The 12003-nt window shown below is 64.6% G+C and carries 10 protein-coding genes (1 of these 10 running past the window's edge); 4 read left to right on the top strand and 6 right to left on the bottom strand.

What is annotated here, in order from left to right; all coding sequences use genetic code 11:
- From PD284_RS04890 to PD284_RS04865, 6 genes are all read right to left on the bottom strand, one after another.
- On the bottom strand, nt 1-644 hold the 5' portion of the coding sequence (locus PD284_RS04890; protein ID WP_274627103.1) for a LuxR C-terminal-related transcriptional regulator. Its footprint begins 130 nt before the window's first position; the window shows 644 of its 774 coding nt (coding positions 1-644); the start codon lies at nt 642-644; its stop codon lies beyond the left edge, outside the window.
- 161 nt (nt 645-805) lie between these two features.
- The gene (locus PD284_RS04885; RefSeq protein ID WP_274627102.1) at nt 806-1912 is read right to left on the bottom strand and encodes a hypothetical protein; all 1107 of its coding nucleotides are present in this window, start codon (nt 1910-1912) and stop codon (nt 806-808) included.
- 18 nt (nt 1913-1930) lie between these two features.
- Entirely contained in the window at nt 1931-3295 is a 1365-nt protein-coding gene (locus tag PD284_RS04880; protein ID WP_274627101.1) for an HlyD family type I secretion periplasmic adaptor subunit, read from the bottom strand.
- Nucleotides 3280-5289: a type I secretion system permease/ATPase gene (locus PD284_RS04875; RefSeq protein ID WP_274627100.1), complete on the bottom strand. Its 2010-nt coding sequence runs from the start codon at nt 5287-5289 to the stop codon at nt 3280-3282. The genes PD284_RS04880 and PD284_RS04875 overlap by 16 nt, the downstream gene beginning before the upstream one ends.
- Before the next feature lie 402 nt (nt 5290-5691).
- Nucleotides 5692-6150, bottom strand: coding sequence for a hypothetical protein (locus PD284_RS04870; RefSeq protein ID WP_274627099.1), 459 nt, complete (start codon nt 6148-6150; stop codon nt 5692-5694).
- 436 nt (nt 6151-6586) lie between these two features.
- Entirely contained in the window at nt 6587-7216 is a 630-nt protein-coding gene (locus tag PD284_RS04865) for a hypothetical protein (protein ID WP_274627098.1), read from the bottom strand.
- Between the two features lie 444 nt (nt 7217-7660).
- Here PD284_RS04865 and PD284_RS04860 point away from each other — a divergent pair, with 444 nt between their 5' ends.
- From PD284_RS04860 to PD284_RS04845, 4 genes are read left to right on the top strand one after another with little or no spacing between them, the layout of a single operon-like run.
- Nucleotides 7661-8452, top strand: coding sequence for a hypothetical protein (locus PD284_RS04860; RefSeq protein ID WP_411956178.1), 792 nt, complete (start codon nt 7661-7663; stop codon nt 8450-8452).
- A gap of 32 nt (nt 8453-8484) precedes the next feature.
- Nucleotides 8485-9273 (top strand): transporter, encoded by a 789-nt coding sequence (locus tag PD284_RS04855; RefSeq protein WP_411956177.1) that lies wholly within the window; start codon nt 8485-8487, stop codon nt 9271-9273.
- Between the two features lie 33 nt (nt 9274-9306).
- On the top strand, nt 9307-10761 hold the full coding sequence (locus PD284_RS04850) for a DUF3300 domain-containing protein (RefSeq protein ID WP_274627096.1): 1455 nt from the start codon (nt 9307-9309) through the stop codon (nt 10759-10761).
- A gap of 24 nt (nt 10762-10785) precedes the next feature.
- Nucleotides 10786-11763, top strand: coding sequence for a DUF2950 domain-containing protein (locus PD284_RS04845; protein WP_274627095.1), 978 nt, complete (start codon nt 10786-10788; stop codon nt 11761-11763).
- Nucleotides 11764-12003: the final 240 nt, after the last annotated feature.

Raw genomic sequence — 12003 nt, 5'->3', positions numbered from 1 at the left:
GTGTTCTGCGACAGGTTCAGCTCGCCCGCGATGACCTTGTTCGACATCCCGCGCAGCAGGGACGCGAGCACCTGCCGTTCACGCTCGGTGAAGGAGGCGGTGTTGGGCGCGGCCGGCAGTTCGACCGCCGGCGCCGGGACAGGTGACGGCAGGGCGGCGGCCGTGTCGACCGGCAGGTCTTGACTGTCGATGGACATCGAGCGCGGAAAATGGACGCCGCCCGCGATGACCAGCCGGATCGCCGCAAGCGCGATCTCGATCGATGTCGACTGGGTGACATAGCCCCTGGCGCCGAAGCGCATCACCTCCGAGATCACCGCGTCCGGGATGCTCGCCTCGTCGCGGCTGGTGAACAGCACGACCGGGACGTCACCCGAGGATCGCCGAACGCAGGCGAGATCCCGCAGCACCTCGTCGTCGGTCATGGCGGAACTTGCGATGTCGAGGGCGACCAGCCCAACCAGCCTGTTTCCGGTCGCGTCGAGCTGCTGCGCCGCCTCGATCTCGACGATCGAGAATTCCTCGAATTCGCTTCGCAGGATGCGCGCCACGCAGCTTCGCAGAAATGGACTGCGATTGATGACGATGATCGAAGGGCGCTCGTAGAATGAACCTAGCGACTCGGCCGGATACGAGTGTGCCATCCACGTCCCGCTTGCTGCCGCCCTCCGTTTTTATACGATAAACGGCCGTTAATCCGCCAGCCTCGACTGCGGATATGGTTAAGACGGTCGGATTTGCTTCAAATTGGAAGGATTTTCGGCGAGCCCGGATTTGGCTCGCTCGCGATCCGGGTGGCCGGTTCTCAGATCAGTACGAAATCGGCATGCACGATGGTGTCCTGTTCGATCATCGCCGACTGGGCGGCATCCACATCGATGTCGAGCTGATCGTCCTGGCTCGTGATGCCGATTATAGCGTCCTGGTCGGCGTCGATCGTCTGCGCCACGTCGATGGTCACGGTCACGGCATAACGCTCTTCCAGTTCGTCCTCGATGTCGACTTCGATGTCGACATCCTGATCGAGGGTCAGGTGCTGGTCGATGACGACGTCGCCGCCCGCAATGCCGTCGCCGATTTCGATATCGGCGAAGGTTTCCTGCTCGACGACGATCGAATCGCGCAGGAACAGATCCACGTAGAGCACGCCATCGGCGTCGAAGATGCTGAGGTGGATGTCGATGGCCTGATCGATGGTCATGTCCTGGTCTAGCCGGATGGAGAAACGCCCGTCCCCGTCGATGGTGAAGGAAATGTCCACGTTCTGGAGCATCACCAGGCTTTGGTCGATATGCAGGCGGGCGACGACCTCCCCGACATAGCCGCTGACGAAGAGCGCGGCGTCCTGCTCGACCACCGCGTCCTGCGTGACGGTGACGCTGTGCCCGTCGCGAGCCTCGCCGTCCTCGGCGCGAGCGCTGGCCGGATTGGGGTGGGTCGCTTCGGGCGCGCCTTCGGTCCCGCCATCGCGCGACGGCGCTGCCGGCGCTTCGGCTCGTGGGCCGGGGGAAGCCGCGGGCGATTCCTGAAGAGGCACGCGCCACGTCACCTCAAGCGTATCGAAGAGCGGCGGCGGGCCGCTTTCGTGAGCATCGAACGCGCGGGGCGTAGCCGCCGGCTGGAAGACGCCCGAGACCAGGTCCGCCTCCGCTCGCTCGCCGCCATCGTCCACCACGGTCCAGCCGGAGGGCGGCGTCGCAGCGTCGGCCGCCGGACGCCCCATATCCTGATGAACGGCGCTCGGCGCTTCCCTTGCCGCTGCGTGGTCGCCGGTGTCCGTTTCGGCAGCGCGGATCGTTGCGTCATGCGACCGTTCGGGCGGCAGCAGTTCCCGCTCGCCCCGGTCTGAAGGAGGGACCGGAACTCCCCCGTCGGGGGAATGCCGTCGCGTCACATCCACGGTCGTCGCCATCGCAGGATCGTTCGCTCCTCAATCCTCCCGAAAGGCCCGGTTGAAGCTCTCGAAGAGCGGCCGCAGCACGTAATGGGCGATGGTGAAGGTCCCGGTCTTGATCATGACCTCAGCTGGCATTCCGGGCATCATCTCGACATCGGGGAGCGCCCGCAGCGAGGCCTCGTCGATGCGCACGCGGGCCAGGTAGAAGGATTGATCCGTCGCCTTGTCGACCACGCGGTCGGCGGAGACATAGGTGACGACGCCCTCGACAGGCGGAACCCTGCGATGCTTGTAGGCCAGCAGGCGCACGCGGGCGTCGAGCCCCGCGCGCACGAGATCGATATCCTCGGGCTTGACCTGCGCCAGCACGATCAGCCGGTCCTGACGCGGGACCAGTTCCATGAGGGGCTCGCCGGCCGCCACGACGCCTCCCCGCGTGTGAAGGCGCAGGTTGGTCACCGTGCCCGCCACCGGTGCGCGCACGATGGTTCGGGCGAGCACGTCGTTGGCTGCCTGGCTGCGCTCGAGGAGTTCGAAGATCCCGGCCTGCGTCGTGTGGAGCGCCTGTGCGATCTCGGTCTGCTCGTCGCTCTCGAGCTTCAGGATCATCGCCATCGATTCCCCGATCGCCTGCTCCGCCCGCGAGATCTGCGCCAGCGTCTCGCCGATGCGTCCTTCGATCTCGGCCTGCTCGCGCTCGAGCAGCAACAGCCGGGCGCGGGTCTGCAGGCCGCTGGAAACCATCGGGGCGACGGTCGCCAGTTCGTCCCTGATGATCGCGGCGCGCTTGCTGGCCGCGTCCGCCTGGTGCCGCAAGGCCGCGATCTCCTGCTCCGTCTGGGCCTTGCGCTGCAGGATTACATCGACCCGCGACGACTGCAGGCGCCGGCGGGTCTCGAAGATCTTGGTCTGCCCGGCCATGATCTCGGCCAGATCCGCATCGCTGCGGGCGGCAGAGCGCAGATCCGGCGGGAACACCAAGGGGGCGCCGTCGCGCTCGGCCAGCAGACGCGCCTCGTTGGCCTGGGCTTCCCATAGCTGGACCTGAAGCACCTGGACGGCGGTGCGCGCCCTCGTGTTGTCCAGCCGGATCAGCGGCTGGCGGGCGACGACCTCGTCGCCATCGCTCACGAGGATGCGTTCCACGATTCCGCCCTCCAGATGCTGGATGATCTTGCGGCTTGTTTCGGCCTCCACGGCCCCTCCCGCAATGGCCGCGCTTTCCAGCGGCGCGAACGTCGCCCACACGCCGAAGCCGACGATGAACACGCCGACGATCGAGAAGGCGGCGACGGTGAGTGCATGCAGCCTGCGAAACGGGGTTTCGGCGGGTTGCGGCAGGATGTCGGAAAGATCCGAAGCCAGCACACGGCTGTCTGCTCTCAGGAGCCGGCCCATTCCGGTTCCTCCCGCTTGATGCCGCCATTCGTGGCGATGGTCAGCTTGCGGCCGTCGCGCTCCACCTGCCGGACGGAACTCGTGGCGGTGATGACCTGTCGGCGGGCCGGCAGGCTGGTGCGCCCCGCCCTGATCTTGCCGGCAATGTCGCTTCGGCTGCCGAACGCATCAAGCCTGCCGTTGTCGAGCACCAGGATCTTGTCCACCATGCTGAGGATGCCGAGACGCTGGGCGATGACGACGATCGTTGATCCCTTCGCGCGCACCTCGTCGATGGCCTGCCGCAGCGCCTCCTCGCCTTCCGCATCGAGACTGGCGTTCGGTTCGTCGAGCACGATCAGGCGCGGATAGCCGAAGAAGGCGCGTGCAAGCCCCAATCGCTGCCGCTGCCCGCCGGAAAGCCGCCTGCCGCCTTCCCCGATATCGGTGTCGTAGCCTTGCGGAAGGCGCATGATCAGCTCATGCAGGCCGACCATGTTGGCGGCGGCGATGACCTTTTCCGAGGACGTCTCCTGCAGGCGTGCGATGTTGTCGCGCACCGAGCCGCCGAACAGCTCGATGTCCTGCGGAAGATAGCCCAGGTAGCGCTGGCCGCCGGACGCCAGCCAGATGGCGATGTCCGCGGAGTCGAGACGCACATGGCCTGTGGTCGGCGAGACGGCCCCGGCGATGAGCCGGCCGAGCGTCGACTTTCCCGCGCCGGACGGCCCGATCACGCCGAGCACTTCCCCGGGTTCGAGTACGAAACTTACCCGGTTGACGGCTGGCCTGTCCGCGCCGGTCGGCATGAAGGTCACCTGCTCTACCGCGAGTTCTCCGCGGGGTTGCGGCAGTTGCATGCCGGCAACAGCCGGCGGCGCGGCTGCCATGAGCTTGCGCAGGCGCCCGTAGGACAGACGCAGCCCGCTGACCGCCTTCCAGGTTCCGATCGCGCCTTCCACCGGCCCCAGGGACCGGCCGAGCAGGATCGTCGTCGCGAAGATCGCCGCAGGGCTGACATCATGCTTGATCACGAGCCAGGCGGCGCAGGCCATGATGATGACCTGCGCGAGGAGCCGCACGAAGCGCGCCACCGCCTGGATGGCCGACCCGCGCGAGGTTGCCACCAGTTGCGCCTCGCGCGCATCAGCCTGGTCCCGTTGGAGCAGGCGCGCAACGCCCGGCAGCATGCCCATCGCTCCGATCGCCTCGACATTGCGCATCAAACTCTCGAACCGATGCTGGCTTTCGACCCAGGCGGAGCTGGAGCGGGCGAACGGCTTGCGCGTCACCCTTTCATTGAGCGCCGCAAGCCCGAGGAGCACGAACGAAGCGAGAAGTCCGATCGCGCCGAGCAGCGGGTGAATGAGGAACATGGTGAGAAGGAAGATCGGGGTCCACGGCAGATCGAACAGAGCCGTGCATGCGCTGCCGCCGAAGAAAGTCCGCAGACTTGCAAGATCGCGCCACGCCTGCGCAGCCGAGGCGGCGTCGCCGCGCATGGCGGCCTGCACCGCCGAGGTGAGGACCGGAGCCTGGAGGCTGTCATCGAGCCAGCCGCCGATCTTGGTCAGCATCGCCCGCCGCAGGCCCTCGAGCATGGAGTGGACCGCCAGCGCCACGATCACGATCAGCGTCAGCATCACCAGCGTATCGATGCTGAGGCTCGCCAGCACGTGATCATAGACGTGAAGAAGATAGAGCGGGACCGTTAGCGCCAGGAGGTTCACGAAGAAACTCAGGCCGAAGATCATCGCCAGCGAGGGTCGGCAAAGACGGAACGCCTGCTCGATTGCCGTGCCTGCCTGCGCCGTGTCGCGCCAGCGCAGTCGTCGAACGCCTTCCTCCCCGCGTCTCTTCAGCAGCTTCCGCAGGGCGGCCCGGATTTCGGCGAAAGCCGCCGTCGTCCGATCCTTCATGGCGGTCGAGGCGTCGGCAATGGCCGCGCGGGCACGCCGAACGCCGAGCGAAAGCGAAGCCCACCCCTGCTGGGAGGCTCTACGCAAACGATCCACTGCGGCTGTCCCATACAGCCGAGGCAATTGGAACGCGGATATCGTGCATGCGGATATCGCTTCTATGGGACGGGCAAGGGTCGCGGCGAGCCACGAACGCCAATCTGCCAGTCTTTGCCCGAGACTCACGCCGCGCGTTTGCGCGCTCGGGCGACCCTTTGTCAGGGAACCTCCTGCAAAGCGCAAGACCAGCGCCGCCAGAAGCAGCGCTTCGAAGAGATCGCGAACGTGCGCAAGCCCGCTCGCGGTGCGGACCTTCAACCCATCGATGATCACGGACGGTCTCCGCAGGAACACGACGCTGCTTACGCCCATTGGTGGCGACTGGAGGCCACGGCCGGCGTGGAGCACTTGAATGCCGCGCCCGGAGAAGGCCCGGGCGCGGTGCCTCAGACGGTGCGATCAGGCGAAGTCGAAATCGAAATCGATGTCGATGTCAGCATACTGGTCTGCATACTGATCCTGATAGACATCGACGTCGACGTCCTGCTTCTGGTCTACGTCGTTGTCGTTCTTGTTGCTCTGGTCGACGTATTGGTCGGTGTCGTTGTCGTTGTCGGCGTCACCGTCGGCGTCAGCCTTGGCCTTCGCGTGGGCATCGCCGCCCTTCTTCTTGCCGTCGGCGTCAGCATCAGCGTGAGCCTTGGCGTCATTGTCGGTGTATGCGTCCTGATCAGTCTTGTTGTCGACATCCGCACTGTTCTTGTTGTCGTTGTAGATGTCGGAGTCCTGATCGGTATCAACGTCGACGTCCTGATCCTGATATTGATCGAGATCCTGATAGATATCGGGATCAATATCGATCTTGATGTCGGTGTGTCTGCTATCGCCGTCCGAGTCTTTGTGTTTGCTAGGAGCCATGGGATTTTCCCTCCCTGTCGGTGGAAAAGACGCCAGGCCAGCACTCGCTGGCCCAACGCATCGATGGCTGCGAAGGCGACCCCTGGGGGTATCCCCTCAACCGGTCGAAGGCAGGGAGCATTCCCTTTTCCGTCGGCGGAAAACAGCTGCCAATAGGCGTTCCGCCCAACGGGCCCTTCAAGGTGCGACTGGGTTCACCCGCATGGGTGACGGCCTACCGGAACGAATGAACCGCGATGGGTTGGAATACTGCCGGAACCGGCGGCCTGCCCTCTCTGAAGCGGCAAAGCGCGACTGCTCGCGGGGCGGCGCGGGTTTCACACACTGCGCAGCGCACCCGACACGAGGCCGGGTCGCCGCGCAAGAAGAAGCTTTACGAAACGAAAAGGCGGAACGGCGAGCCAGCGCCGTTCCGCCTGACCCGCGAGGCGGGCTCCTATATGCCGAAGTCGCTCAGGTCGACGATGATGCCGATGTCGGCATCGGCCCAGGCCTTGTCATCGAGGTCGACGTCGATCTTGGTGCCGTCGTCATCTTTCTCGTCCGCGATGGCGGCATCCACCGCAGTACCAACCAGCGCCGCGATGTCGACGCCCACGTCGGCGCCCAGGTCGTCGCGAACCTCTATGTCCACGTCGACATTGCTGTCGGTTTCGTCATCCTGCTTGATTTCGGCGTCGACTTCGAAATCGTCGTCTTCATCGACATCCACGTCGACGTCGTCTTCGATCTCGACATCGTCCTCGACCTCCGCATCGACCTCGACGACGATGACCCCGTCGTCTTCGCTGACCTCGACATCGACCTCGACTCTCTGGTCCACTTCGGGCCGCTGTTCGGTTTCGACGCCGATATCCTCGCCCTGTTGATCGCTTGAGTCGACATCGACGTCGAGGTCCTGGTCCTCCTCACCGTTCTGGTCGATTTCTGTGTCGAGTTCGATGATCGGCTTCGACGAACCGATCACCGTCACCCCAAGTTGAACGTCATCATCGATCTGGGAGATCTGGTCGACGTCCAATTCGAGATCGTCGATGTTGTTTCCGGCAACGTCGTCGGGGTTCATTTGAATCCTCCATCCCTGCGCAACGTAGAGGTGCGCTTGGCTCGGAGCATTCCACCTTTCGATGATCGGGAATAGTTGCCAAGTCGGGCGAAGCGCAAAGGCGCATCTGGTGCCAAGAGAGCGCATTCGCACCGGCCCGCCGGCGCGCGAACTCATCCTTCCGGAGGTTCTTTCACCCAATCTTGCCTACCCGAAGCGGGCAGAAACGTCCGCAGCAGCAGCCGGCTGACTCCTTACGGTGGCCGTTCCGCCATCGTGACCCAGCCAACAGGAGAGACGACGTCAGAGGCAGCCCTGAAGATCAACTGTGTTGCTGTTCGGGCTCACGCCAGGGTTTTATCGGCATGTAACAGTAACATGCTCCGAATGCCCTCCCCCAACGTCAGCTCAAAGGCTATACTGCAAGCTATGCGCCGATCCGCCGCCTCATGCTGGAGGGATTACATGGGAATGAGAGCATTTCGTGTACTGGTGTGCGTTGCGGCGCTTGGGGTCGCCGAAAGCGCCAACGCGGCGGATGTCTATACGCCGGTGGCCCCGGAGGTCATGCAGGTGGAGACTGATTCAGGCTGGACGTTCACGGTCGCACCCTACTTCTGGGCGGCTGGTCTGTCGGGAGATCTGGCGCAATTAGGATCGCCTACCATCGAAGTCGACGCGAGCTTCAGCGATATCTTCGACCACCTCAAGTTCGGCGCCATGGCGATCATGGACGCGCGTTACGGCCGCTACAGCGTCTTCGGCGACATCATGTATACGAAGATTTCCGGCCAGGATGGCACGCCACTGGGCCTGTTGGCGACGAGCGTCGAGGTGACCTCGGAAACCTTTGCCGGACTGGTGGGCGGCGGATATGCGATCATCGACCAGCCCGACGCGCGCCTCGACATCGTTGCCGGCGTCAGGGTGTGGTCGGTCGACACGGAGATCTCCTTCAGCGGCGGACCACTCAACGGCTTCTCGCCCTCCGACGGGGCCACCTGGGTGGACGCGCTGGCCGGCATTCGCGGAAACTACTCGATCACGCCGAAAGTCTTTCTGACCGGCTGGGGCCTTGTAGGGGCCGGCCAAGCCGATCTCGATTGGGATGTCGCGGGAGCCGTGGGCTATCGTTTCAACGACCGCATCTCGTCGGTGCTGGGCTATCGCGCCCTCGGCGTCGACTACAGCGATGACGGGTTCCTGTTCGACGTTGTGCAGCACGGCCCGATCCTCGGGCTGTCCATGCACTTCTGAGGCACGCCATGACGACGCCAGGCGGAGGGCACATGTTGATGCGCACCGCTCCTGGTGCGCTGGCGGTGGCGATTTGCGCCTCCGCCGCAACCGCGCAGGACGCGGATGAGCTGGCCAAGCAACTGGCCAACCCCGTCGCCAGTCTCATCAGCCTTCCCTTCCAGAACAATTTCGACTTCGGCGCAGGGCCGGACGACGACGGCTTCGCCTATACGCTGGACGTGGAGCCGGTCATCCCGTTCTCGCTGACCGAAGACTGGAACGTGATCTCGCGAACGATCCTGCCCATCGCCTATCGCGACTATCTCCCGGGTGACCCGGCCGGTATCGGCGACATCACGCAAAGCCTGTTCTTCTCGCCCAAGGTGCCTGGGCCCGGCGGTCTCATATGGGGCGTCGGTCCGGTCTTCCTTCTGCCGACAGCCACCGACGACGCCCTCGGCACAGAAAAATGGGGCCTTGGCCCGACCGCCGTCGCTCTGGTTCAGGAAGGGCAGTGGACGTTCGGCGCACTGGTCAACCACATCTGGTCGGTGGCTGGCGACGACGAGCGCGCTGACGTCAACCAGACGTTCATGCAGCCCTTCCTGACCTATGCCCTGGGCGGCGGCGTAACTCTCTCGGGAAACTTCGAGTCGACCTACGACTGGACGGCTGGTCAGTGGACCGTGCCGCTCAATCTCGCGATTTCGAAAGTGACCAAGTTCGGCAAGCAGCCGGTGAGCTTGCAACTCGGCGGCAGGGTCTATCTCGACGGTCCGGACGACGGTCCCGAATGGGGAATCCGCACGACGATCACCTTCCTGTTCCCGAAGACCTGATCGCCGGCCGGAGAACGAAAAGAGGAGTGTGTTATGCGGGCAGGAACTCTCCTTAAAACCGCTGCGGCAGGCATGTTCGGCCTGTTTGTGGCCACAGCGAACCCACCCTGGGCCTTCTCGCAGGAGAAGACGACCCCGCCGGCAGCCGATGCGAGTGCTCCGACGGCTGCCGATGCGAGCGCTCCGGCGACGAGCCCGACGCCTCTCACCGCCGACGAGCTGGAGGTCCTGGTTGCGCGGATCGCGCTTTATCCGGACGAACTCGTCGCGTTGATCTCTGCCGCCGCGCTCTATCCGCTGCAGATCGTGGAGGCGTCGCGCTACCTTGACAGCTACGCCAAGGACAAGAGCCTGAAGCCGAAGGACACCTGGGACGGCAGCATCATCTCGCTCCTCAACTATCCCGAGGTCGTCAAGATGATGAGCGACGACCTCGACTGGACCCAGAGCCTGGGCGATGCCATCGCCTACCAGCAGAAGGACGTGCTGATCGCCATCCAACAGCTGCGCGAGGAAGCGGTCGCCAAGGGCATCATCAAGTCGGACGACAAGATGAAGGTGACGACCGAAAACGACAATGTCATCATCCAGTCGTCCGGCACCGAAGTCGTCTATGTGCCCCGCTATGAGCCCGAAATGCTCTATGTCGACGACTACCCGCCTCAGCCGATCCAGTACTACCCGGAACCCTACCCGTCCTACTGGTATCCCGGGGCGACTTTCTTTGCGGCGACAGTGACCGGAGCGATCTGGGCGGCCGCCGTCGACTGGGACGACTGGGGCGTGTGGGGCGGCCGCTGGGACGGCGGCGACCTGGATATCGACTGCAACGACTGCTTCAACAACCGCAATTTCAACGGCAAGCTCGACTTCAACGATGTCGACTGGAAGAACGTCGACCGTTCGAAGATCAACTTCGACAAGAGCCAGTTCGCCAAGCTCGACCGAACGAATGTCAAGAACAGGGTGAAGGCCAACAGCGACAACTCGATCCGCAACCGCGCGACGGACCTCAAGGCGCGCAATGCAGCCGGCAATCTTCCGGGCAGGAGCGCGAAGGCGGCCGACGTCCGCAAGAACACGCTGGAGGGGCTGAAGCAGCCTGCCGCTGCCGCCAGGGCGCGCGGCGACATCGGCAAGCAGGGAGCGCGGCCGGCAGCAGGTCAGCGCGACGTTGCACGGCAGGGCGCGGGGCAGCGCGACGTCGCGCGGCAAGGTTCGGGGAAGCCCAGCAAGGTCACGCGGCCGGCGGGCAAGCCGAAGGCCGCAGGGCGCGTCGACAATCGACCGAGGAAGCAGTCGGGGTTGGGTAACGTGAACCGCGGCAAGGTTTCCCAGGTGCATTCCAATCGAGGCCGCCAATCGATGGGCGGCGGCAGCCGCGGCGGCGGACACCACATCAGTCGCGGCGGCGGTGGACGTGGCGGTTTTGGAGGTGGCGGTGGCCGAGGCGGCGGCGGCGGCCGCGGTGGCGGCGGTCGGCGCTGAGATCGAGCAAGAGGAGACGCAACAATGCACACGACCTTTCGAACCATGCTCGCCGGCTCGATCTGCATCTCAGCGCTGCTTGGCGCCGCAACCTGCCTGACGTCCACGACCTCGTTTGCACAGGAGGCCGCCGACGTCTCCGAGGCCGCACCCGACATTTCGTCCTTGGCCGCGGCCGAGGAGCCGCCGGCCTTCGACAGCGTTGACGAAGCGCTGGCGGCGTACAAGACGGCGCTTGCCGATGACGATATCGGCGCCCTCGCCCGGCTTTTCGGGCTCGATGCCGAAAAGCTGAAAGCCGATGAAAATGCCGCGGAAACCTTCAAGCTGCTGCGCGAAGGCACGGCAAGGCAGCTGATCGTGAAGGGTGGCGACGACCGCAAGCTGCTGGCCATCGGCGCGAAGCTCTGGCCGCTGCCGTTTCCGCTGGTGAAGGGTCAGGACGGGAAATGGGCTTTCGACACCTACGCCGGGCTCGAGGAAATCGTCAATCGGCGGGTGGGCGAGAACGAGCTGGAGGCGATCGAAACGGCGCGGGACTATGTCGAAGCCCAACGCGACTACGCCGACGAGGACAGGGATGGCGACGGCGTGCTCGAATTCGCCCAGAAGCTCGTCAGCAGCGAGGGCATGACTGACGGGCTCTACTGGCCGACCGACGAGATCAACGGCGAAAGCCCGGCTGGCGAGTTTGCCGACCAGGCAGAGCTCGAGGGAGCCAAAAAGGGCGAGGGCTATTTCGGCTATCGCTTCCGCATCCTGACCGGCCAGGGCGACCAGATCGCCGGCGGCGCCTACGATTACATCATTAACGGCAACATGATCGCAGGCTTCGGCCTGCTCGCCTGGCCGATCACCTACGGCGAGACAGGCGTCAAGACGTTTGCGGTCAACCAGAGCGGCATCGTCTACGAGGCCGATCTGGGGCCGGCGACCGAGCAGATCGTCAAGTACATCGACCGTTTCAACCCGGACGACAGCTGGAAGGTGGTCCCGGACTGAGCCAATCCGCCTGCCCGGCCGTCAGCGCGCCCGGGTGGGCGCGCCCTTGGCGGCAATCGCTCACGGTCGACCAAGCGTGTTTGCGACGCGGCCGTTTCCGGCCTCGCTTTCGCCCGGGCGCGATTCCAGCGGGTCGAGCGGCGATCGACGCCGTCTCTAATATTGCCCGGTCGTGTAGGTCGAGCCGAAATTCGGGCTACATCCGCCGATGTCTTCGAGTCGTGGCGAGCAGACCAGAGA

This window comes from Mesorhizobium shangrilense (genome assembly GCF_028826155.1).
GTDB lineage: Bacteria > Pseudomonadota > Alphaproteobacteria > Rhizobiales > Rhizobiaceae > Arvimicrobium > Arvimicrobium flavum.
Note: the sequence above shows the minus strand (reverse complement) of the source record. Positions and strands in the feature narration are given on the sequence as shown.

Bases quoted from the DNA above. Each gene is read 5' to 3' on its own strand.
- PD284_RS04885 (WP_274627102.1), bottom strand. From the start codon at position 1,912: ATGGCGACGACCGTGGATGTGACGCGACGGCATTCCCCCGACGGGGGA.
- PD284_RS04880 (WP_274627101.1), bottom strand. From the start codon at position 3,295: ATGGGCCGGCTCCTGAGAGCAGACAGCCGTGTGCTGGCTTCGGATCTT.
- PD284_RS04870 (WP_274627099.1), bottom strand. From the start codon at position 6,150: ATGGCTCCTAGCAAACACAAAGACTCGGACGGCGATAGCAGACACACC.
- PD284_RS04865 (WP_274627098.1), bottom strand. From the start codon at position 7,216: ATGAACCCCGACGACGTTGCCGGAAACAACATCGACGATCTCGAATTG.
- PD284_RS04860 (WP_411956178.1), top strand. From the start codon at position 7,661: ATGGGAATGAGAGCATTTCGTGTACTGGTGTGCGTTGCGGCGCTTGGG.
- PD284_RS04855 (WP_411956177.1), top strand. From the start codon at position 8,485: ATGTTGATGCGCACCGCTCCTGGTGCGCTGGCGGTGGCGATTTGCGCC.
- PD284_RS04850 (WP_274627096.1), top strand. From the start codon at position 9,307: ATGCGGGCAGGAACTCTCCTTAAAACCGCTGCGGCAGGCATGTTCGGC.
- PD284_RS04845 (WP_274627095.1), top strand. From the start codon at position 10,786: ATGCACACGACCTTTCGAACCATGCTCGCCGGCTCGATCTGCATCTCA.